Raw genomic sequence first — 22,235 nt, 5'->3', positions numbered from 1 at the left:
AGTTGCGGGCAGCTGCATCAGTCTGGATCGGACAAGCACTCGCCAGGCGCAACAGGTCACTCAGGGATTTTTCATGGCCGCCCTTTCCCTTTTCACCAAACAGGTCATCAAGCTCTGGCTCTCTCCTGACCTGGCCCTTGTCGGTCAGCGCCGCGAGCGCCGCATGCGCATGCTTGCCAGCCTGGTGCTGTTACTGGTCGGCAGTTTATGGGGCATCTTCTTCAGCCTGCGCGGCAACTGGGGCATCGTCTTGGTGGACCTGCTGATGATCCTCTGTGGCATCGGCGTATTTATCCTGACCCTGCGCAATCAGGTGCGCCTGGCCAACCTGCTGTTATTCGGGGTGATCATCCTGGTGATCGTCGCCACCACCTTGCTGATGGACCCCCACACCGCAGCAGCCCCACGGGCCACGCACCTCTACCTGCTGCCGATTGCCGTCGCTGCCCTGATGGCCTTTCGTGATGAGCGGCTGTGGCTGCGCTACGGCGTTGCATTGTTGTGCCTTGGCCTTTTCGTTGTGCTGGCGTCTTCATCCTGGAGCCCGACCAGCGCCTACCACCTACCGGATGATGTGCGGGTGAGTGGCTCCTGGGTGCAGAGCGTGGCGGCCATGCTGATGCTGTTCGCCCTGCTGCACATCCTGCAAAGCGACACTGCCGAACGCTCCATGCTTGATCGTGACCTGGAAGTGGCATTGCGCGAGCAGCAGTTCGTGCTGCACTACCAACCCCAGCTCAACCGTGCCGGCAAGGTCATGGGCGCTGAAGTACTGATCCGCTGGCAGCACCCACAGCGCGGCCTGGTCGCCCCCGCCGAATTTATCGGCCATGCAGAAAAGACCGGCATGATCATCCCCATCGGCCAATGGGTGCTGGCGCAGGCCGTCCGCCAACTGCGTATCTGGCGTGACGATCCACGCTACGCCGGCATCGGCCTGGCGGTAAACATCAGCCAGAAACAGTTTCGCCAAGCCAGCTTCGTTCCAGACATGCTGCGCTTGATCGACGAACACGCCATCGACGCCCGCCGTCTCGACCTGGAACTCACCGAAACCCTGATCGTGCAGGACATCGACGACCTGCTGCGCAAGATGACGGCGCTGGTCGAGCGCGGCGTGCGTTTCTCCCTGGACGACTTCGGTACCGGCTTCTCCTCCCTCAGCCACCTTAAACGCCTGCCGCTTAACACCTTGAAGATCGACCGCTCGTTTATCTGCGATGTACTCACCGACAGCAGCAGCGAGACCATCGTGCGCACCGTGATCGCCCTCGGGCAAAGCATGGGCATGACCGTGATCGCCGAAGGCGTGGAAACCGAAGCCCAGCAGCAGTTCCTGCTCAGCAACGGCTGCATGCAGTTCCAGGGCTACCTATTCAGCAAGCCGCTACCGCTGCAAGCCTTCACCGAGTTTGTGGACAAGTGCAATAGCTGACGACCAGGCAAACCCTCCGACCAGAAACGCAAAAGCCGCGCAGTGCGCGGCTTTTTATATGGTGGGCCCACACGGACTCGAACCGTGGACCAAAGGATTATGAGAGAGTAAAAAGCACGTTTCTGGTCGTTTCCCAGCGTCTCCCGAAAAAAGCCGATTTAGCGCGTTATCCTAAATTCAAGGGGTTAGGTGTTTCCCCTTGGTTCTGGTCATGGCCGTGCATGACCTTCGAAACGGTGACCAAAGTGGTGACCAAGGATGCGGCGTATGGCGGGGACCACAAGCAAGACAGCGGCGAGAAAGCATCTCACGGATATCGCTCTTAAAGCCTTGAAGCCAGGGGAGACAGCTACTGATCCCCTGCCAGGTAGAAGCAGTGGCGCATTGCTTTTCAAGTGTCGAGCATCTGGCGCAGTCGAAGCCTATTACAGGCGTCGAGACAATTGGCTGGATCAGCTGATCAAGCTCGGGGTCTATAAAAAGACGCCGAAGAGCCCGGGGCTCTCTCTAGCTGAACTGCGCGAGCAAGCAGCTGGTTACTCAAGGATTGCCGCAGAGCACGGCGATATCAAAGCCTATCTGGCCAAGTGCGCCGCCGAGGAAGAGACCCGGCAGGCCGAGCGCCAGCGCCAGCTGCATGAGCAGCAGCGACTTGCTGCAATAGAGGCTTCAAAAGGCACTTTGTCTGAATTGTTCCGGGATTACATCGAAGACCGTCGCCGTGATGGTGTTTCAGCTGCGCAGATCAAGGAGTTTGAGCGTGTGCTGTCTAAGGATCTGGAAGGCGAGAAAGTTGTAGCCGTGAGCGAGGAAGGCCGAGAGGAACGGCTCAACATCATGAATATGAAGGCCAAGGATGTCAGGCCGGAGCATGTGAATCTTCTGCTGAAACCAATATGGGACAGGGGCGCTAGGCGTCAGGCGGGCAAGGTTCGTTCGTTTCTCGTGGCTGCTTTCAATTTCGGTCTGAAAGCTGAGCATCATATCGACCGAAGCAGTACTAAAAGCTACGGACTTCAGATGAATCCTGCGGATCCAGTGACTGTCCCGAACACGTCAAAACCTGGCGAGCGCGCTCTGACTGATAAGGAACTTAAGCAATTTTGGTACACCATCACCAAGGTCGATTCGGTCGGTGCGATTATGGCGCGCGTCTTTCACTTTGCTTTTGCTACTGCAGGGCAGCGTCCCCTCCAGTTTATCCGTGAGCCCTGGACCAGCTACAACCTTCAAAAGAAGTACTTGAAGATCATCGACAGCAAAGGACGTGGCAGTAAAAAACGTGCTCACTTCGTTCCCTTAAGCCGCAGGGCCTTGCAGATACTTGAACAGGTTCGTGCCCTGCAGTCTCCAGGGGCCTTATACCCCTGGAGTGTTGGTGGACAAAAGCCGATTCACGCGTCCAGTTTGTCTCATGCGGTGAGCGAGTGGTTTGCGACTGACCACGCCAAAATGAACGGCCAGCCCATCCCAAAATTTAGCCCACGTGATATTCGCCGCACATGCACGCAGTTCATGCAGCGTAACGGCATCAAGGATTTCGAGAGTGACGCGTTGCAGTCACACGGGCAAACGGGTGTTGTCGTTACGCACTATCGCAATAACCCTGAAGCTAAACTGCCTCAGATGCGCCCGACCATGGAGGCTTTTGATGCGGCGCTGAGTCGTCTGCTCGACGGTTCTGATGAGGATGAGCATCAGGCTGAGCAGCTGGATTTGTTCGAGATTGGATAAGTTTCTGTAAAGTCAAGTATTTTATTGATCAATCCAAGGCGCTGTGAAAATATACAGGCGTTGGGGTTGTGCGGAGCCCCATTGTTTGCCGCAGCGTCGTTGTCTACTTGATGCGCTGCGGAAATGGAAAAGTAGAGCTAATGCCTCGAAGGCACGATCCGTCTGAGTAGATCAACATGAGGAAAGCATCACCACAGCTGCACCTACATCTTCCTACTGGTACCTCGATTTTGGAGGTGGCCTATGTCTGAGATGGTTCTCCTAGATTTCAATGCCGTCAGTCGCAAGGTTGGCCTGAGCCGCAAGACCATCTACTGCCGTATCCGAGAGGGTGACTTCCCGAAACAGTTGAAGATCGGTCGAGCCAGCCGCTGGCTTAAGCACGAAGTCGACGACTGGATAGCCAGCGCCGCTGCAGCGAGATAGTAAAGAGGCCGGTCGATTGACCGGCGTTTTTTTACCTGAAATGACCATAGGACTTTTGATCCTATGATCGTTTCTGCAGTGCTGGTCTGATAGATATTGTGTCGACCGCTTGAGCCAGAATCAGTAACAAAGGCTGGGGACTACCAGTATCGTTCTGCATAGATCTAGCTTATGCCTATTCAGACGTTGCCTGATTTGAGCGCTGGGTATCAAGGAGTATCAAGTGTTTCGTAGACCCATTCACGATGAGGTTATGGGCCTGGCCTCGCGCCTTGCGCAGCAATGCCATCCGCAAGTGGCGCAGCAGCATGCAGAAGAGCTGGCTCGGTATGCGCGGCTGACGTCGGCCTGCACCGCCCTGGAGTCTTTTAGCGGGTGCCGCCCCAGAATGGATGACGATGTTTTTGATGTGCTTGCCAGGCGCCGCTCGCAGGTGGCGGACCTTATCGCCCAGGCGAATTTACATGCCTATGAGCAGGAAGCGCCTGAAGGGCTTTACTTGGCTATTCCGTTCTTTTCACGGTGCTCGGATAAGCAGCCGGTTTGGTTGCTGAATCGCACCGCTCAGTCTGTCACTTACTTGCGTAGGCAGTTGTATGCATACGCCAGCACGGACGAAGGTATTGATGAATATCAAACCGCTGGCAATGCCTTTGCCGATGGTATTGCCGCTTCTTCGGTGATCGAGCCAGGAGGCAGGCTTCAGATTGACGACTACTCCATGAGTTTTGATGGCGATTTCGTCAGTAATCGTCGAGTTATTCTGCTGATTGATGGCGCACGCAGTGAGTGGTTTACGAGTATCTCGAAGCTGGGTGGTTACCTTTGGGATGAAGCGCTGCATGGGTTGCATGCGTTGAAGAAGGTGAAGGACCTCTGAGTGTGTTGGAACTGCGGACTATAGGATTTTCAGTCCTATGATCGCCTCTGCAGTGCCACGGTTGAAAAAGCGCGGTCTCCAGTATCGAGACCGCGCTCACGCTTAATCGTCAGAACTGTTCAGCGGAAAGTCCATAGAGGGATGAGCTACTCGCTCGAATGCAGGCTTCCAGTCCTAAGTTTGTGGCAATAGGCGGCTGAAAAAGAAATCGGCGACTGCCAGCTTGGCCCCATAGAGACAGTCGTCTTCGGTGCGGCGAGTGCTTACGGAAAACGCCATTCCTGCCCAGACATAGGCGTAAGCCACAACACACCGGTGCAGAGCTAACTTCATTAGGGGTCATGTGCGCTTGGCTGCACAGCCATCCGCTAGGAGGGAGAGAGCCGAGGAAGTTCGATGTGAAAGCCTGTGAGGCCCTCTACCGAAGTGCACCAGATGCGGCCTTTGTGGGCCTCGATGATGGAGCGGGTGATGGCAAGGCCGAGGCCTGCATTGCTCGGGCCTCCCTCGCGCCGGGCGGGATCGACCCGGTAAAAGCGGTCGAAGAGCTTCTCCAAGTGCTCTGGAGCGATTGTGCCGCCTGGGTTTTCGATGCTTAGACTGGTTGTGTCCGCTGTCTGGCGGATCCGCAGCGAAATCGTCTTCCCCTCAGGCGTATAGCGCAGGGCATTGGACAGCAGGTTGGAGATCGCACGATCAAGCATCAGCCGATCACCACGCACTCGGCCTGTACCCGTTACAGAAAGTCGGATGTCACGCTCTTCGGCCAGCAGGCGGTAGTACTCGGTCAGCTTGGCGGCAACGTCCGCCAGCTCGATGTCGCTCTGTTCCGGGACGATCAGGCCGTTATCGGCCTTGGCCAGAAACAGCATGTCGTCGATCATTCGGGACATGCGCTTCAAGTCATCCAGATTGGCGTACAGGTTTTCCTCGTAGGCCTCATTATTTCGCTTCTGACTCAGCACGACCTCGGTGTGAGTCATCAGGTTACTGAGAGGGGTTCGTAGCTCGTGGGCAATGTCAGCCGAGAAATTGGAGAGCCGGACGAAGGAGTCTTCCAGCCGGTCCAGCATCGCGTTGAAGGACAGAACCAGTTGCTGAAGCTCCTGTGGCACCTGTCCCAGGGGGATGCGCTCCTGTAGCGATCGGGCGGAGATCGAGGTGGCGACCTGCGTGACTTGGCGCAGCGGGCTGAGGCCGCTTCGCGCGACTGCCCAGCCCAGCGCGGCACTGACCAGGGCGCTGAGCGTCAGGCCAATCCAGAACCAGCGTTGCAGCGTGTCGAGAAAGTGTGCGTGACTGGTGACGTCGAGAGCGAGTATCGCGGTGAGTGGTTGGGGTTGCCCGTGAACCGGGATCTCGGCGGTCACACCTTGGTATTTGTGCTCGCCGTCTTGCCAGTTCCACATTCTGGCATTTGCGGCTCGTCTGAACCTGTCGGGAATCTCGACTGCCGCGGGAGCGGAAAAAAGCACGGCACCATCGCTGGCGAGAATGGTTGCCGTCAGATCCTGATGGGCTCCCAGTAAGGCCCGCAGTTGCGGCAACTCGGCGGCAAGGCTTGCTCCATTGCCGGCATTGCTGAGGATGTACCGGGTTGATTCGAGTTTCTCGCCCAGCGTCTGCTGATCGAGCATCTTGAAGTGGTGTTGGCTGAGCATGTTGAAACCCAGTCCCGCTGCGGCCAGGACTGCAATCACCACGGACATGAACATCAGGCTCATGCGCGCGGTCAGCGAAAGATGGGTGATCCTCACTCCGGCGCATCCATCATGTAGCCCATGCCGCGAGCGGTATGGATCAGCTTGAGCTCGAAGTCGTCGTCAATCTTGGCGCGCAGCCGGCGTACGGCAACCTCGATGACATTGGTGTCGCTGTCGAAGTTCATGTCCCATACCTGAGAGGCAATCATCGACTTGGGCAAGATCTCGCCACGCCGCCGCAGCAGCAGCTCCAACAATGAGAACTCCTTCGCGGTCAGATCGATGCGCTTCCCGCCACGGATAGCGCGGCGCCTCATCAGGTCGACTTCCAGGTCGGCGATTTTCATGGTGGTCGGGGTGGGCGAGCCATTGCCTCTGCGCAGCAGCGTTCTGACCCGGGCCAGTAGCTCCGAGAAAGCAAAGGGCTTGATCAGGTAGTCGTCCGCGCCAAGCTCCAGGCCTTTGACGCGATCCTCCACACCGTCACGTGCGGTCAGGAATAACACCGGAACATCCTTGCCTGCTGCTCGCACCATGCGCAGTACTTGCCAGCCGTCCAGGCCCGGCATCATCACGTCCAGGATCAGCAGGTCATAAGCCTCGCTCAATGCGTGCTGGAGTGCATCTGTGCCGGTCATGACCCGGTCGACGGTGAACCCAGCCTCGGTAAGCCCTTGCTGCAGGTAGGCCCCAGTTTTGGGCTCGTCTTCGGCTACCAGTAGTTTCATGCGCGCGGATCCTGATGTGACATGACCCGAGTGTGCAGGCAAACAGGGTGACCAACCAGAAGCTTACGAAAATGTAATCCTGGCTTCAGGTCGCCGACAGGCTCACTTGTCTAGGGTGCAGGCATGGATACTGGCTTGCGTGCTCCGCCCCGAACTGGCGCTGCCCGCCACTGCCTTCTGAAGGAGACTGCTCCCATGGAAACCGCTGAGGTATTAGCGTGTGCGGTATTTCGTGGCCAAGGCACTATCCCCACTTTCAGGCCTTTCGTGATTGCTCCTTTGGCCTGGCGGCGCCGTGTCGGTGTCGCGCTTTATCTCAGTCAATGTGACCGTGCGCCGGACTCTATTGATGAGCGTCAACTCTGCCTGGCTTGAGCCACCTATGCTGATCCCAATACCGTCGAATCGAGGCTATTGTCATGGACCACTCTCATCACCCTGGTACCACTGAACCACCCTTCTGGAGGAGCCGGTTCGGTATCGTGCTGATCATGTTGGCTGTCATCGGCGTCTTCTACGTGGCGCGAGAGCATTACGGCTATCTTTCGCAGGCCTTGCCATACCTGATCCTGCTGTTGTGCCCGCTGATGCATCTGTTTGGCCACAATCACGGTGGCCACTCCCATTCCGGCAGCTCTGCCGCTTCCAAGGACGACAATAGGACATAGCCCGTATGCACAGCCCCTCCAGCCAGCACGATCAGGATCATGCCAATCACTCGCACGGGCACTCGGACAGTCATCACGATCCGGTATGTGGGATGGAGGTCAAGCCCGACAGCCCTTATCGGTTGAGTTTTGAGGGGCAGAACTATCGTTTCTGCAGTGACAAGTGCCTGGAGAAATTCCAGGCCAGTCCCCATCAATACATGAGCCACCAGGCGCATGCAGGGCATAACCAGCCTGCCGCTGCTCCGCAGCCAGCGGCTCCAGCGAGTCAGGGCGCCGAATACACCTGTCCGATGCACCCGCAGATCCGCCAGCCGACTCCAGGGAATTGTCCGATCTGCGGGATGACGTTGGAACCTGTCATCCCAGAGCTGGAAGAGGAAGAAAATCCGGAGCTGAAAGACTTCTCGCGGCGATTCTGGTGGACCCTGCCGTTGACCGTCATCGTCACGGTACTGGCGATGGCTGGCCACTCCTTGCAGTTGTTCCATGGTACGACCCAGAACTGGGTTGAGCTGGTTCTGGCGACGCCGGTGACGCTATGGGGCGGCTGGGTATTCTTTACCCGCGGCATCGACTCCATTCGTCACCGTAGCCCCAACATGTGGACCCTGATTGGTTTGGGAACGGCAGCTGCCTATCTCTACAGTGTGTTCGCTACCTTGGTACCGCAATGGTTTCCGGCAGCCTTCGTCCAGGATGGCCGCATCGGCGTCTATTTCGAGGCTGCTGCGGTGATTATCTCGCTCACGCTTTTGGGGCAGATGCTCGAACTCAAGGCTCGCTCGCAGACTTCTGCTGCTATCAAATCGCTGCTGGGGCTGGCCCCGAAGACAGCGCGGCGCATCCTGCCCGACGGCCAGGAGGAGGATATTCCTCTCACCCACGTCCATCAGGGCGACCACCTGCGTGTACGTCCGGGTGAGAAAGTCCCTGTGGATGGCACGGTGCTGGAGGGCGAGAGCGCGGTCGACGAGTCGATGCTCACCGGCGAGCCGCTACCCGTGACCAAGCGGGCAGGCGACTCCCTTATAGGCGCCACCCTGAATACCCATGGCAGCCTGGTGATGGAGGCGCAGAAGGTCGGCGCCGAAACCATGCTGTCGCAGATCGTGCAGATGGTGGCCAAAGCCCAGCGCTCCAAGGCGCCCATGCAGCGCATGGCCGATGCCGTGGCGGGATATTTCGTGATTGGGGTGATCCTGATCGCGATCCTGACCTTCTTCGGCTGGGGGCTATTCGGGCCGGAGTCAGGCTGGGTATTCGGCCTGATCAATGCCGTGGCGGTGTTGATCATCGCCTGCCCCTGCGCCCTGGGGCTGGCGACGCCGATGTCGGTCATGGTCGCGACGGGCAAGGCGGCCAGCAGCGGTGTGCTGTTCCGTGATGCCAGCGCTATCGAGAACCTCTGCAAGATCGACACGCTCATTGTCGACAAAACCGGAACGCTGACCGAAGGACGCCCGGTATTCCATAGTGCGGAAGGCACCGGTGCCTATGACCCCCGCGAGGTGCTGCGCCTGGCCGCTAGCCTCGACCAGGGCAGCGAGCACCCGCTGGCTCACGCCATCGTCGATCATGCCCGCAGCGTAGGGCTCGCCTTGGCGAAGCCGGAAACCTTCGAGTCTGGCTCTGGTATTGGTGTGAGAGGGCTGGTCGATGGTCATCAATTGCAGCTAGGCAACACGGCCTTGATGGCTGATGCTGGCGTCGACATTACCCCGTTGCACAATCGTGCCGAGCAGCTGCGCCTAGAGGGCATCAGCATTATCTATCTGGCAATTGATAGCAGCCTGGCAGGTCTTCTAGCCGTTTCCGATCCAATCAAGCCAACCTCCCAACAGGCGGTTTCCAGACTGCAAAGCGAGGATGTGAAAGTCATCATGGCCACCGGCGATGGCCTGACGACGGCAAAAGCCGTCGCCAGGCAGCTGGGGATCGAAGAAGTACATGGGGAGGTCAAACCGCAGGACAAGGAGAAGCTGGTCGCCGATCTGCAGGGCTATGGTCGACGTGTTGCCATGGCCGGTGACGGGATCAACGATGCGCCGGCCCTGGCCCGGTCAGACGTGGGTATTGCCATGGGGACGGGCACCGACGTGGCCATGAACAGCGCTCAGGTGACCCTCGTCAAGGGCGACCTGATGGGCATCCTGCGAGCACGCACCCTGTCGGTGGCCACGGTGAAGAACATGCGGCAGAACCTGGCGTTTGCGTTCCTCTACAACGCGATGGGAATCCCTTTGGCGGCTGGGCTGCTGTACCCGCTGACGGGGCACTTGCTGTCACCGTTGATTGCCGCCCTGGCGATGAGCGTTAGCTCTGCGTCGGTAGTCTTCAATGCGCTGCGCCTCCGGCAGACACGGATAGATTAGCCACACCTGTTATTGGCTGGAAACCTTATGGGGTTCGTTTCACTGACCTGTCCGGCGCTGATTTTCATGCTTCGTTCACAGGTGCTTGACCTTGCCAAGGTGGCAAGGTTGATGCTGAGGGTACGGCAACGGGTGCCGTTCCTGAGATGAGGTGATCTATGGTCGTTTTGAAGGTGACGGGAATGGGCTGTGGCAGCTGTGTGGGCAAGATCACGAGAGCTATCCAGTCCCTGGATCAGCATGCACGAGTCGAAATTGACCGAGCCAGTGGTATAGTTTCGGTCGACACCGGTGAAAGCGCGGCAGTCATTCGCGATCTGGTGCAGAAGCTCGGCTTTGGGGCTGCGATTGGCGCCTAGGGCGCTGTCGGTACCCATAATTGGCTTAATGGAGTGGGCCACTGCTTTGCAGTGGCCCTCATGCCTCGGCTTTAAATCGAACCAACAGCCCATCACTCACCCACTGTCGCAACCAGATTGCAGCCTGCATTGGTGCCTGTTCGGCATGGCGTGCGAGCAGCGACTCACAGAGTCCGGCAAAGGGCTCACCGCCTGCGAACAGCCTCAGCGCCATCGCTTCATCAGGTTCCAGACTGCGGTACCTAGATAGCAGATCATGACGCCAGATCAGGCAGCTGCAATCGATAGCCAGGCGGGTGATCTCCGGGAGCGGCTCCCCGTCCTTGGCTGCTTTCCACAGCGCCAGCGTGTTGTAGCGCAGCTCCAGCCAGTTGGCAGAGGGTACCAGCGTTGCCGTAAGGGCGACCCAGTCTTCGGCCGAGAAGCGGTTCATGCCTTCTGCCGAGAGCGCGTCGGCGTCCTCGGCATCGAATGCCAGGGTAAAGGCCCATTCCAGCGTGGCGAGCTCGCGCAGTGGCGATAGCTGCGGTTCCGCGACGTAGCCGGCGATGAACTCGGGAAGCTTCTCGCCCAGCCAGCGAAGGCTGTAGTGCTGCGGCGGCCAGGTGGCCAGATAGGCCAACGCAAGTTGCTCGAACGACTCCGCTCCCAGCCATTGCTGCAGCGCCGGGAAGTCCTCGCGCAATACCGCCAGCAGGCGCGCGCGGTAGGCGTTGTGGTAGATCCTCAGGCCGTCGGCTGCGCCTAGCGCGGTACTGCCTTGAAGCTGCGCCAACAGCTCGGCCGGAGGGCTATCGGATTCGCCTGCAAGGTAGGCTTGCAGGGCATCCTGCAGTGCGTTCAGCTGCATGATTCAGCCCTGTTCAGCGCGTCATCGGCAAGCGCGCGCGCCTGCTTCAGTTCGGCCAAAAGCTCGTCGAGGGACGGGAAGTGGTCGTCCCGCTCGATTAGGGTTGCGGTCGCGCCGAGCTGGCCCAGTGTCTTGCCGTAGAGTGCCCAGACCGTATCAGCGATGGGCGCGTCATGGGTGTCGATGAGGTACTGTCCGTAGTCGCTGTGTCCGGCCAGGTGAATCTGGCGGATCCGCTCATGCGGCAGCTCCATGATGAATTGCCAGGGATCGAATCCCTGATTGCGCGAGCTGACATAGACGTTGTTTACATCGAGCAGCAGCTCGCAGCCGGTCAGCTGGCACAGCTCTGCAAGGAACTGTGACTCGCTCATGCAGGAGGTTTTCCACTGCAGGTAGGCGGAGACGTTTTCCAGCACCAGGGGGCGCTCCAGGATGTCCTGCACCGTGCGCACCCTGGCGGCGACATGCTGCAGGCTTTCCTCGGTGAACGGCAGGGGCAGCAGGTCATGCAGCTGATGGGCATTGCCACGGCTCCAGCACAGGTGATCGGAAATCCAATGGGGCTGGATCCGATCCGCCAGCTTCCTGAGCTGCCGCAAGTAGTCGATGTCCAGGGTGTGAGAGCCGCCGATCGACAGGGAAACTCCATGCATCACCAGGGGGTAGTGCTCTTTGATCGCGTCGAGAAAGTAGAGGGCCTTGCCGCCCTCTACCATGTAGTTCTCGGAAATGATCTCGAACCAGTCGACCGCGGGTCGCTGCTCCAGGATCTGCTGGTAATACTCGCTGCGTAGGCCAAGACCAAACCCCAGCGTATTGCGCATGCTCATTCACGGCTCCAGTAAGGGGAGTGGCAGGCACTCCCCGGGGCGGTATCACTCGCTGGTCTTGCCACCGGCTTCATCACATTTGGCCTGGGTCATCAGCTTGAAGCCCTGGCCTTTGCACTCGCCTTGGCCTTTGCAGGAGTTCTTGGCGGTCATGCAGTCGTTCTGTCCCTTGCAGGCGTTGACGCCGAAGCACTGTACTTCTGCCGCCTTGGCATCTTGCGCCGCCTGTGCCGGCAGGGTGGTGAAGAGGCTGGCGGCAACCAGGGCCAGTGCGGCGCCGGTGGCGGCGTTGGATTTTGTCGACATGGTGGTTATCTCTCTTGGTGGTGTCGGATCAGGTCGGGTATGCCTTTCCACAAAGCTTGCAAGGCAGAGGAAGGACACTGGTTAGACACTACCGAGCAGGCGGGAGGCTCGACAAGAAAGAAATGCCTACCTGACAGAACTGTAATGTGCGGTTCAGGCTTCTGACAGGGCGCTCTGGCTAAGGTGACATCGAGCCTGATGCTCGGCCTCGGTTATCCAGAGGCTTACCCGAACCCACGAGGAATCCAAAATGAAATCGATCAAGGCGCTGTTCGTAGTAGCCGCTCTCAGTGTTTCCAGCCTTGCCATGGCCGAAGGCGGCGCCGAGCGTACATTTGCTCGCATGGAGCAGGCCCGGCAGACATCCATGGAAGCCAATCAGCTCGCTCAGCAACAAAAAGGCGAGGCCCCGGTCACCGGCGAGCAGAGCAAGCAGCTCAAGCACGCCAACTGCTGAGCCAAGCTGACAGAAATGTAATCACCCTGAGGGGGGAGATGTGGCAGTTTCATACTGCTCGCGGCAGCAGTGACTGGTGCGCTGTCCGCAGAGGGCAGCGCCCACTGAAACTGAAGTCGCCAATATCATCAACGCCGGTCCTGATAGTTCCGGCTTATTTGACTGGACACAACGGCATGCACAGCAAAACCACTAGGCGAACCTTCGTCAAAGGCCTGGCCGCCACCGGTATCCTGGGCGGGTTGGGGCTGTGGCGCACGCCGGTCTGGGCGGTGAACAGCCCCGGCCAGCCCAACGTACTGACTGGTAACGAATTCGACCTATTCATCGGTGAAACCCCGGTGAACATCACCGGCGCAGCGCGCACGGCCATGACCATCAACGGCTCGCTCCCTGGGCCGATTCTTCGTTGGCGCGAAGGCGATACCGTCACATTGCGCGTGCGCAACCGCCTCAAGGAGGACACCTCCATCCATTGGCACGGCATCATCCTGCCGGCGAACATGGATGGCGTTCCTGGCCTGAGCTTCCATGGCATCGCCCCTGATGGCATGTATGAGTACAAGTTCAAGGTCAACCAGAACGGCACCTACTGGTATCACAGCCATTCTGGGCTCCAGGAGCAGGTCGGCGTATACGGTGCGCTGGTCATCGATGCCAAGGAGCCCGAGCCCTTCAGTTACGACCGTGATTACGTCGTGTTGCTGAGCGACTGGACGGATGAAAATCCAACGCGGGTACTGGCCAAGCTCAAGAAACAGTCGGACTACTACAACCAGCACAAACGCACCGTTGGTGACTTCATCGATGACGTAAGCGAGATGGGTTGGTCCGCCGCCGTAGCCGACCGTAAGATGTGGGCCGAAATGAAGATGAGCCCGACTGATCTCGCCGACGTCAGTGGCTACACCTACACCTACCTGATGAACGGCCAGGCACCTGATGGCAACTGGACCGGCATATTCAAACCGGGCGAGAAGATTCGTCTGCGTTTCATCAATGCCTCGGCCATGACGTACTTCGATGTGCGCATCCCAGGCCTGAAGATGACTGTGGTTGCGGCCGATGGTCTGCACGTCAAACCGGTCAGCGTCGACGAGTTCCGTATCGCCGTGGCCGAGACCTACGACGTGATCATCGAACCAGACAGCGAACAGGCCTATACCGTGTTTGCCCAATCCATGGACCGCACTGGCTATGCGCGCGGCACCCTTGCGGTACAGGAAGGGTTGAGTGCACCGGTACCAAGCCCTGACCCGCGCCCACTGATTGCCATGGGTGACATGGGCATGGACCACGGCAGCATGGGCGGCATGGATCATGGGAGCATGGCCGGAATGGACCACGGCAGTATGGCGGGCATGGATCATGGCAGCATGCAGGGTGGCATGGCTGGTATGGATCACAGCCAGATGGCCGGAATGGATCATTCAAACATGGCTGGCATGGCTGGCATGGCTGGCAACATGCAGGCACACCCGGCCTCAGAGACCAACAATCCTTTGGTCGACATGCAGACCATGACGCCGACGCACAAGCTGGACGACCCAGGTATCGGCCTGCGTGATAACGGCCGGCGCGTCCTGACTTACTCTGACCTGCGCAGCACCTTCCCTGATCCGGACGGGCGTGAGCCAAGTCGCACCATCGAGCTGCACCTCACCGGGCACATGGAGAAATTCTCCTGGTCCTTCGATGGCATCAAGTTCTCTGACGCCGAGCCTCTGCGCCTCAAGTACGGCGAGCGTGTTCGCATCACGCTGGTCAACGACACCATGATGACTCACCCGATCCATCTTCATGGCATGTGGAGTGATCTGGAGGATGCGAACGGCAATTTCCTGGTGCGTAAACACACCATCGACATGCCGCCAGGTTCCAAGCGCAGCTATCGGGTGACCGCCGATGCGTTGGGGCGTTGGGCCTATCACTGCCACCTGTTGCTCCACATGGAAACGGGCATGTTCCGTGAAGTCCGTGTGGATGAGTAAAGGAGATTTCTGATGAGTACTTTTATGAAGCGTAATGCCCTGTTTGGCAGCGCAGCGATGTTCAGTCTTTTGGCTGTTCTGCACGCGCCGACGTCATTGGCAGGTGAGGGGCACAGCGAGCACGAACAACATGCTGCCGAGTCGGCTGCGCCCGACGCCAGTGACAAGCCTGCAGATCAATCGAAAGGCAAGGCCGCTGGCCATCAGATGGATCATGGCGCCATGGATCATGAGGGTATGAACCATGACGATATGGGGCACGAGAAGATGATGGATAAGCATGGCGGCACCGAAGCCGAAGCAGGTTCGAACCATGACCACTAGGTTTTCACGCCCGTCCCTCATAGCGCTGGCCGTGTCGCTGAGTGCACTCAGCGGCGGCGTTACCCAGGCTGCGGAAGAAATGGATCATTCGGCAATGGGGCACGGCTCCGTGTCGATGGACCACAGCCAGATGGGCCACGGTTCCGCCAAAGCGCCGATGGAGGGCATGGATCACAGCAAGATGGATCATGGTGCCATGCAGAGCGAATCGGGCAGCATGGACCATAGCCAGATGGGCCACAGCCAGAGCCAAGAGAAGGCCTCAGCCATGGACCACAGCAAGATGGGACACGGCACCATGCAGGGACAGATGGAGGGCATGGATCATTCGAAGATGAACCATGGCTCCGCTGAAGCCCCGAGAACTACCAGTCGTACGCCGATTCCCGTTCTGACGGATGCTGATCGCCAAGCGGCTTTCCCGCCATTACCTGGCCACAAGGTTCACGACAGCGCCATCAACAGTTTTTTCCTGCTCGATCAGCTCGAATACCAGGACGCAGATGAGGGCAGCACCCTGGCCTGGGATGCGTCGGGTTGGGTAGGCGGTGATATCAACCGGGTCTGGTTCCGCTCCGAAGGCGAGCGTACCAACGGCGTTACCGAGGACGCTGAATTACAGCTGCTGTACGGCCGCTCGATCGGCCCTTGGTGGGATGTCGTCGCGGGCGTTCGCCAGGACTTTAAACCGGAGTCGCCGCAGACTTGGGCTGCCTTCGGTATCCAGGGCATGGCGCTTTACGCCTTTGAGGCCGAAGCCACGGCCTTCGTCGGCGAGAATGGCCAAACTGCTGCCCGACTGGAGGGCGAGTACGACATTCTGCTGACCAACCGGCTGATTCTCCAGCCAACTGCCGAAATGAACTTCTACGGCAAGAACGATCCTGAGCGAGGTGTGGGGTCTGGGTTGGCAAATACCGAGCTCGGCTTGCGTCTGCGTTACGAGATTGTCAGACAGTTTGCTCCCTATGTCGGGGTTTCCTGGAGCCGCTCCTATGGCAACACGGCAGACATGGTGCGCGACGAGGGCGGTGATGTAGACGAGGCGCGTTTTGTCGCCGGTATCCGGATGTGGTTTTGAGAACCTGACATGAAAAGAACAATTAAAACTTTGGTGGCGGCCGGCGTGGTCGGTAGCACAGCTGTCCTGGCCGGCGCCTACTTTGGCGTGGTCAACGTGGGGGCCGATGATCCCCATTTTCCTGCAGTGCATGCGTTTCTCACGATGGCCCGCGACCGCTCTATCGAAGTCCGTTCGCAGGACATCGAGGTTCCCAACCTGGATGATCAAGCTCTTATTCGCGCCGGTGCGGGCAACTACAACTCCATGTGTATCGGCTGTCATTTGGCGCCAGGTGTGGCGGAGACCGAGCTAAGCCAATCGCTTTACCCTGCGCCTCCCAACCTCGCCAAGATCGGTGTCGATGGCAATCCGTCAGCAGCGTTCTGGGTGATCAAGCATGGCATCAAGGCAACGGGTATGCCTGCGTGGGGCAAGAGCATGGGCGATGAGTACATCTGGGGCATGGTTGCCTTCCTTGACCAATTGCCGACGATGGATGCCAAGCAATACCAAGCACTCGTCGCATCCAGTGGCGGCCATCAGCATGGTGGTGGGGAAACGCAAATGCACAATCATGAAGGTCAGCACGGCGACAACAAGCCTGGCCATCATGACAATAGTGGCGGTGGCGATGACCATCATGGATCAGGTGATGCTGGAGAGCCTGGTCATCACGATGCCGCGGCTACGGATAGCGAGGGTGGCTCCGCACCTAAGGCAGGTCACCATTCGGATATGAGTGGCGATGACCACCATGCTGGGGATGAGGCGTCGTCCAACGGAGGTGATCATCACGCCGAGCAGGCTCCGAACGCCTCGCCCAAGACCCACACCCACGCTGATGGCAAAGAGCACGTACATGAAAGCTAAATATCTGGCCTTACTGGCCGCTCTCTCCGTCACGTCTGCGGTTCAAGCAGCTGATGCCCTGACGATTGATGTCCATCGTGATGCCAATTGCGGATGTTGCAAGAAGTGGATTTCACACCTCGAAGCGAATGGCTTCAAAGTCGTCGACCATGTCGAAAGCAACATGACGGCAGTGAAGCAAAGTCTGGGCGTTGCGCCGCGGTTGGCGTCTTGCCACACCGCAGTGATTGACGGCAAGTTCGTCGAAGGTCATGTGCCGGCGGCTCAGGTCATCGAGCTCACCAAGCGCGATGATCTGCTGGGCATCGCTGTTCCCGGGATGCCGGCGGGCTCCCCCGGCATGGAAGTCGATGGCGTACAGCATGCCTACCAGGTCATTGGCTTGACCAAGACGGGGTCTGATCAGGTCGTTGCAGAATATCCCGCTCAGTAGTACTGCCTGCCAGCACGGCCGCTTGTGTGTAGTGGCCGACTCATTTTCATACGTCCTTTAACCTAAGTAAAAAAGGCGCCCTAGGGCGCCAAGGGCTGTCTCCAAACCAAAGGAGCACTACGAGGGGACAGCAGGACCAAGGAGCGAGCGGGCAATCAACCCGCTCGCTTGCCAGGGTTAGAGAACTTCCAGCGGGTACTCGACAATCAGGCGGAACTCATCCAAATCCGACTCGAAGTCGGTGGCGCGAGTCGTGGCTTGTCGAATGCGAAAGGACATGTCCTTCAACGACCCAGACTGCACAACGTACTTGGCCTCGATGTCCCGCTCCCAGCGCTTCTGGTTGGTCAACGGATCGCCGTTGTCATCACGGCGCATATAGACTTCGTTGGCGTTGCTGTAGTCGGCATCCCAGCCCTGGGCATATCGAGTCATGAAGCTCAATCCAGGCACACCGAAAGGCTCCATATCCAGGCCATAGCGCACTTGCCATGACTTCTCCTTCGGCGAGTTGAAGTCGCTGTACTGGATGGAGTTGTCGAGGTAGATGGAGTCCGATTGGCGCAAGTAGTCGAAGTCATCATCGCCATTGTTGCGCTGGAGACCCACCAGCACTGTATGAGCGCCGAATTGGATGCCGACCTTGCCGCTCCAGATGTTGTTATCGAAGCTCCCGAGGAGCTGCCTCCCTTCATCGACCGCCTTGTAGTAGTTCAGCCCGCCGATCAAGGCGACATCGTCCGCAAGCGGGTAGCTCAGCGTGGTGCCCGCGTAATATTGATTCCAGGCATCCTTGAGGCGGCTGGTGTAGAGACTAAAGCCGACGTTGTCATTAAGCGTGTAATCACCACCGAAATAGGCGATCCATGGCGAGTCCACTTCGCCCGCGTAGAAGGTAGCGAAGCCGTCGCGCATGCTGCTGGTATTGGGTTGGCTCATCGAGTGGAGGCGACCGCCTTGAAGCGACAGTCCTTCCACGCTGCTGTTGACCACGGTGACACCTCGGAAACTCTCCGGTAAAAGCCGTGCATCACCGTATTAGACGACCGGGCTGACGGGAAAGACGTCGCCTACCTTGATCTCGGTATCCATGAACCGAGTTTTCACCGCGCCCCCCAGTTTGGAGTAGTTGTCCTCAGCCTGCCCGAGGCTGTTGTAAGGCATCACGTCGACTGAGCCGCCTGCTCCAGAACGGCCGTCGCCGGTGTCAAGCTTGAGCCCTAGCATGGCAAAGGCATCGACACCAAAGCCTATGGTGCCCTCGGTGAAACCAGACTCGAATCTGCCTATCACGCCATGCGCCCACTCTTCCGAATAGCCATTACCCGAGCTGCTGGACTGGCCTTTACGGAAATCGCGGTTGAAGTAGAGATTTCGATTGAGAATGGTCAGGCTGCTGCCTTCGATAAATCCCTCGCCTTTCTCGCCGGCGGCCATTGCAGCTTGCCCGGTACTGACGCTCAGAGTGAGCAGAGAAAGTCCTAACAGGGTTCTGTTATTCATAAATGCTCCTGATGTTATTGGCAGTTGTCATTGTGTGGTCGCATATATGTGCCAAGCGCGCCGGGCATAGCCAGGCACGCCTTGGTCATATTTCCACATGCCAAATAACGTCAGGGTGACTTGGAAATTACATTTCAGTCAGCGCGATGTCATTTATCTAGTTTTGATTACGGCAACCTGTCCCGGCTGCCCGGTATTCAAGAATATTCAGATCGCCATTGGAGTCCTCGTAGGTCATCTGGGCCGGCATCACACCGCAGCTAGAGTCCGTCGGGGTAGTGGCCACGACCCTGGCGATATCGAGTTTCATGCCGTAGCGGTAATGAATAACTTCAGGCGGATTCTTTCCGTTAGCGGCAGCATACTCTTGCATGGCCTGCTCATTGGCCTGAATCATCCGACCATAAACACGATCAGCGCCGCCTTCTGCCAGAGTGGCAGAGGAAACAACCATAGCGGCAAGGGCTGCAATAACTTTGAGGCTTTTCATGTTTAATCACTCCTTCAAGGTGGTGATTAAAATATAAACGCAAGACCCTGTCACAAACGTGAAGCGAGAATTACATTCCTGTAATGGATCTAAACTCTTTGAGAGTAAAGGTTTTGATACGTCAGTTATGTTTGGCACTCGTCAGAGCAATTACAGGCGTCGGCTACCGAAGATAACAATTTCTACCCAGGTATCAGTGAGTGGGTCATTGGAAAGTCAGCTTTGGTGAGGCGATCGTTAGCGGTAGTAATGCACTCTTGGCGGCTCCCCATAGTCGCCGTCTGTGCATTTCGCTAAATGCGTGCGCTGCACAAACAGTGCAACGCACGGATTATTGCTAATTACAGCAGTGGAAGGGTGTAGCTCACGATCAGGCGGTTCTCATCAACGTCGTTGCCGAAGTTGGTTGAACGTAGTGTGGCGTTGCGCCATTTAACGCCCAGGTTTTTCAGCGCACCGTCCTGAAAGACATAGGCGATGTCAGTATTGCGCTCCCACTCCTTACCATCGGCACCGCCTGCGCCTAGATCAATATTGTCGCCGGTCAGGTAACGGGTCATGAACGTCAAGCCAGGGATGCCAACGCTGGCAAAGTTGAAGTCATAGCGGGCCTGCCATGAGGTTTCGTCTTTGTTGGCGAAGTCACCGATTTGCACATAGTTGACCAGGAACGGATCGGTGCCGTTGATGTAGGCGTAGCCGGTGTCTCCGCTCATGCTCTGGTAACCAACACCGAGTGCGTGACCGCTAAATGCATAGGTGAACATCGCCCCGAATGCCTTGTTGTCGACGTTGCTGTTGCCCTCGTCGGTGGAGCGAGCGTAGCGCAGATCAGTTTTCAGCGATTGCTTGTCACCTAGCGGCAAGGTGTGCAGGACCGTGAAAATATGCTGCTTGTAGAAACCGTCTAGATTGCCGTAGTTGTAGCCGGTGGCTAGGTTGCTGTTCCACTTGTAGGTTGCTCCGGCGAAGTTGAATTCATCGCTATTCTGGGTTCCGCCGCCGCTGATAGCGCGGGCTGCGCCGCTGGTAATGCTGAGGTCTTCGCTATCGGATGAGTCGCGCTGGCTTACTTGTTTGAGCTGGCCGGCATCGAAGGTCAGGCCGGCAATCTCCAGCGAATTCAGGTGCCCGCCTTGAAAGGTCTGTGGCAGCAGGCGCGAATCGTTTGCTTGGACGGTTGGCAGTCGAGGTTGCAGCGTGCCCAGTTTCAGCACGCTGTTTGAAGCGCGCAGCTTCGCGGTTAAGCCCATCTCACCATATTCATCCTGCGCTGCACGAGGTGCTTCTTTGTTGCGTTTTAGAAGGCCCGTGCCTGAACGATCAGCGCTGGAGTCCAGCTTGAGACCCAGCATGCCGATGGCGTCGATACCCACGCCGACTGTCCCTTCAGTGAAGCCGGATTCGTAGCGCAGCAGGAAGCCCTGGGCCCATTCCTCCTGCTTTGACTGGCTAGCTGAGTCTTGGCGGAAATCACGATTGAAATAGAAGTTGCGCGCTTCCAGACCAGCTTTGCTATCTGCCAAAAAATCAGCTGCCGCTGGTTGACTGAGACCGAGTCCTCCAGCGCTCAGCAGGAGCCCGCACGTGACTCGGTTAAGCCATTGAGAGTTGGGGGTAGCAATGAGCATGTAATTATCCTCGTCGAAAACATGTGTGGTAGACGTGGGGCAGGCTCGGGTAGGCGTATTACACTTGCACATACTTTCGATGACATTTTTATTTCAATGATCGAGAGGGCGAATGAAAGCCTTACAGGGCGAGGGTTTCAATGCAGGAGTGGAAACTTTTGTTTGTTTCAGCGAGATGACTATTTGGTGAATTAGCTGCTTGTGGACTACTCAGGGCTACTGAGTGAACCAGTTGTGGCGATCTTCAAAGGCTTTGTAGATGAGCGATACCAGTGTCTGCACTTCTGATTGCTCTGCTGCCAGCGGGGACGTTGAAATCCAGACCACCCGTTCCAAGGCAGTCTCGAATAACTCGTCAAGGGGCAGCAGGTTACGGTCTACATGGGAGATGTAGCCAGGTAGCAGGCCAATGCAGGAGGAGTTACGCAGCAAGTCAACGACCCACTCTTGTGAATGCACTTGAATGACCGCGCTTTGGCGCTGACGGATCAGCTGATTCCATGGTTCGAAACTGTCAACCGTTGTGTTTCCCGCGAGCTGAACCAGCATGAAATCCTTGAGGTCGGCTACAGAACTCGGTAGGCGTTTACCCGCATAACGTTTGGCCATATGGGCACGATAGGGAATTCGTGCAAGCATCAATGGTGTTGTCATTGCAAAGCTTGGAGTCGGTCTTGGCGTGCCGGGATCGGTGATCCAAATCATGACCTCTGCCAGCCTCTCGGGCTCGCCCTCCTGTGGGATGATTTCTAGTCTCACGGCCGCGTCATTACGCAGCCAGGAGATCAAATCACGGGCCAGCAGGTCGGTGAGCAGTGCCGTCGGCACCGCAAGACGTACCAGAGCTCGCTGGACACTGACGTCCTCTGGATGCAGGTCACCGAATTTCTGGATCAGTAGTTGTTGTAATTCACGTCCTGTTGCGCTCAGGCTGAGCTCGCGTCCTTTATAAAGGAATAGCGGGGTACCTACAGTTGCCTCCAGCTTCCTGAGTTTTTTGCGCATCGGCACGATATGTAAGTTTAGGCTGCGTGCAGCCTGCCTAAAGCAGGCGCAGCGCGCGCTGGTCAAGAAAATCTGTGCTAGTTGGTGGTCGATGGTGAGAGGGTCGAACATGGGGGGCGATCAAAGCTCGTGCCAAGCAAAATGCATGTACTTTGAGCTTAACGAGACGAA

General features: G+C 57.7%; 21 protein-coding genes and 1 pseudogene. 13 read left to right on the top strand and 9 right to left on the bottom strand.

Annotated elements, in window-relative coordinates; all coding sequences use genetic code 11:
- Window positions 1-73: 73 nt before the first annotated feature.
- The 4 genes from ACSQ17_RS08450 (at window position 74) to ACSQ17_RS08435 (ending at window position 4,475) form a co-directional block, all read left to right on the top strand.
- Window positions 74-1,435 (top strand): putative bifunctional diguanylate cyclase/phosphodiesterase, encoded by a 1,362-nt coding sequence (locus ACSQ17_RS08450; RefSeq protein WP_436068221.1) that lies wholly within the window; start codon window positions 74-76, stop codon window positions 1,433-1,435.
- Between the two features lie 267 nt (window positions 1,436-1,702).
- Window positions 1,703-3,169, top strand: a complete 1,467-nt coding sequence (locus ACSQ17_RS08445; protein WP_436068220.1) for a tyrosine-type recombinase/integrase — start codon at window positions 1,703-1,705, stop codon at window positions 3,167-3,169.
- 243 nt (window positions 3,170-3,412) lie between these two features.
- Entirely contained in the window at window positions 3,413-3,595 is a 183-nt protein-coding gene (locus tag ACSQ17_RS08440) for a helix-turn-helix transcriptional regulator (RefSeq protein WP_033981666.1), read from the top strand.
- Between the two features lie 253 nt (window positions 3,596-3,848).
- Window positions 3,849-4,475 (top strand): hypothetical protein, encoded by a 627-nt coding sequence (locus tag ACSQ17_RS08435; protein WP_436068219.1) that lies wholly within the window; start codon window positions 3,849-3,851, stop codon window positions 4,473-4,475.
- Between the two features lie 368 nt (window positions 4,476-4,843).
- Here the strand turns inward: ACSQ17_RS08435 and ACSQ17_RS08430 are convergent, their stop codons facing one another.
- Together ACSQ17_RS08430 and ACSQ17_RS08425 are read right to left on the bottom strand one after the other, a co-directional pair.
- Window positions 4,844-6,226 (bottom strand): heavy metal sensor histidine kinase, encoded by a 1,383-nt coding sequence (locus ACSQ17_RS08430; RefSeq protein WP_233685791.1) that lies wholly within the window; start codon window positions 6,224-6,226, stop codon window positions 4,844-4,846.
- 2 nt (window positions 6,227-6,228) lie between these two features.
- Window positions 6,229-6,906, bottom strand: coding sequence for a heavy metal response regulator transcription factor (locus tag ACSQ17_RS08425; RefSeq protein ID WP_233685287.1), 678 nt, complete (start codon window positions 6,904-6,906; stop codon window positions 6,229-6,231).
- Between the two features lie 419 nt (window positions 6,907-7,325).
- On the opposite strand from ACSQ17_RS08425, the gene ACSQ17_RS08420 reads away from it, so the two are divergent.
- The 3 genes from ACSQ17_RS08420 (at window position 7,326) to ACSQ17_RS08410 (ending at window position 10,308) form a co-directional block, all read left to right on the top strand.
- The gene (locus ACSQ17_RS08420) at window positions 7,326-7,574 is read left to right on the top strand and encodes a DUF2933 domain-containing protein (protein ID WP_233685286.1); all 249 of its coding nucleotides are present in this window, start codon (window positions 7,326-7,328) and stop codon (window positions 7,572-7,574) included.
- A gap of 5 nt (window positions 7,575-7,579) precedes the next feature.
- A complete protein-coding gene (locus ACSQ17_RS08415; RefSeq protein WP_233685285.1) occupies window positions 7,580-9,949 on the top strand; it encodes a heavy metal translocating P-type ATPase in 2,370 nt (789 codons plus the stop codon).
- Between the two features lie 158 nt (window positions 9,950-10,107).
- Window positions 10,108-10,308: a heavy-metal-associated domain-containing protein gene (locus tag ACSQ17_RS08410; protein WP_233685284.1), complete on the top strand. Its 201-nt coding sequence runs from the start codon at window positions 10,108-10,110 to the stop codon at window positions 10,306-10,308.
- 58 nt (window positions 10,309-10,366) lie between these two features.
- On the opposite strand, the gene ACSQ17_RS08405 is transcribed toward ACSQ17_RS08410, so the two are convergent.
- The 3 genes from ACSQ17_RS08405 to bufA2 are packed head-to-tail and all read right to left on the bottom strand — an operon-like array spanning window position 10,367 to window position 12,297.
- Window positions 10,367-11,158 (bottom strand): HvfC/BufC N-terminal domain-containing protein, encoded by a 792-nt coding sequence (locus ACSQ17_RS08405; RefSeq protein WP_233685283.1) that lies wholly within the window; start codon window positions 11,156-11,158, stop codon window positions 10,367-10,369.
- Window positions 11,149-11,991, bottom strand: coding sequence for an MNIO family bufferin maturase (gene bufB / locus ACSQ17_RS08400; RefSeq protein WP_233685282.1), 843 nt, complete (start codon window positions 11,989-11,991; stop codon window positions 11,149-11,151). The genes ACSQ17_RS08405 and bufB overlap by 10 nt, the downstream gene beginning before the upstream one ends.
- A 45-nt stretch (window positions 11,992-12,036) precedes the next feature.
- Entirely contained in the window at window positions 12,037-12,297 is a 261-nt protein-coding gene (bufA2, locus tag ACSQ17_RS08395; protein WP_233685281.1) for a BufA2 family periplasmic bufferin-type metallophore, read from the bottom strand.
- A 250-nt stretch (window positions 12,298-12,547) separates the two neighbouring features.
- Here bufA2 and ACSQ17_RS08390 point away from each other — a divergent pair, with 250 nt between their 5' ends.
- The 6 genes from ACSQ17_RS08390 (at window position 12,548) to ACSQ17_RS08365 (ending at window position 17,435) form a co-directional block, all read left to right on the top strand.
- Window positions 12,548-12,754 (top strand): co-regulatory protein PtrA N-terminal domain-containing protein, encoded by a 207-nt coding sequence (locus tag ACSQ17_RS08390; RefSeq protein WP_233685280.1) that lies wholly within the window; start codon window positions 12,548-12,550, stop codon window positions 12,752-12,754.
- A gap of 176 nt (window positions 12,755-12,930) precedes the next feature.
- Window positions 12,931-14,745, top strand: a complete 1,815-nt coding sequence (locus ACSQ17_RS08385; protein ID WP_436068218.1) for a copper resistance system multicopper oxidase — start codon at window positions 12,931-12,933, stop codon at window positions 14,743-14,745.
- 12 nt (window positions 14,746-14,757) lie between these two features.
- Window positions 14,758-15,069 (top strand): hypothetical protein, encoded by a 312-nt coding sequence (locus tag ACSQ17_RS08380; RefSeq protein ID WP_003246749.1) that lies wholly within the window; start codon window positions 14,758-14,760, stop codon window positions 15,067-15,069.
- On the top strand, window positions 15,059-16,150 hold the full coding sequence (locus tag ACSQ17_RS08375; RefSeq protein ID WP_436068217.1) for a copper resistance protein B: 1,092 nt from the start codon (window positions 15,059-15,061) through the stop codon (window positions 16,148-16,150). Before ACSQ17_RS08380 ends, ACSQ17_RS08375 begins: the two co-directional genes overlap by 11 nt.
- Before the next feature lie 9 nt (window positions 16,151-16,159).
- Window positions 16,160-17,002 (top strand): c-type cytochrome, encoded by an 843-nt coding sequence (locus tag ACSQ17_RS08370; protein WP_170050792.1) that lies wholly within the window; start codon window positions 16,160-16,162, stop codon window positions 17,000-17,002.
- Entirely contained in the window at window positions 16,992-17,435 is a 444-nt protein-coding gene (locus ACSQ17_RS08365) for a DUF411 domain-containing protein (protein ID WP_024616829.1), read from the top strand. Before ACSQ17_RS08370 ends, ACSQ17_RS08365 begins: the two co-directional genes overlap by 11 nt.
- A 177-nt stretch (window positions 17,436-17,612) precedes the next feature.
- On the opposite strand, the pseudogene ACSQ17_RS08360 reads toward ACSQ17_RS08365, so the two are convergent.
- The 4 genes and pseudogenes from ACSQ17_RS08360 to ACSQ17_RS08345 all read right to left on the bottom strand — a co-directional run bounded on the left by ACSQ17_RS08360 (window position 17,613) and on the right by ACSQ17_RS08345 (window position 22,175).
- Window positions 17,613-18,938 (bottom strand): annotated as a pseudogene (locus tag ACSQ17_RS08360) (OprD family porin).
- A 157-nt stretch (window positions 18,939-19,095) separates the two neighbouring features.
- Window positions 19,096-19,428, bottom strand: a complete 333-nt coding sequence (locus tag ACSQ17_RS08355; RefSeq protein WP_004574339.1) for a DUF2790 domain-containing protein — start codon at window positions 19,426-19,428, stop codon at window positions 19,096-19,098.
- Window positions 19,429-19,769: 341 nt separating this feature from the next.
- A complete protein-coding gene (locus ACSQ17_RS08350; RefSeq protein WP_170050793.1) occupies window positions 19,770-21,059 on the bottom strand; it encodes an OprD family porin in 1,290 nt (429 codons plus the stop codon).
- A gap of 216 nt (window positions 21,060-21,275) precedes the next feature.
- The gene (locus ACSQ17_RS08345; protein WP_017679356.1) at window positions 21,276-22,175 is read right to left on the bottom strand and encodes a LysR family transcriptional regulator; all 900 of its coding nucleotides are present in this window, start codon (window positions 22,173-22,175) and stop codon (window positions 21,276-21,278) included.
- Between the last annotated feature and the right edge of the window lie 60 nt (window positions 22,176-22,235).

The organism is Pseudomonas sp. LjRoot71 (genome assembly GCF_964253255.1).
Lineage (GTDB): Bacteria > Pseudomonadota > Gammaproteobacteria > Pseudomonadales > Pseudomonadaceae > Aquipseudomonas.
Note: the sequence above shows the minus strand (reverse complement) of the source record. Positions and strands in the feature narration are given on the sequence as shown.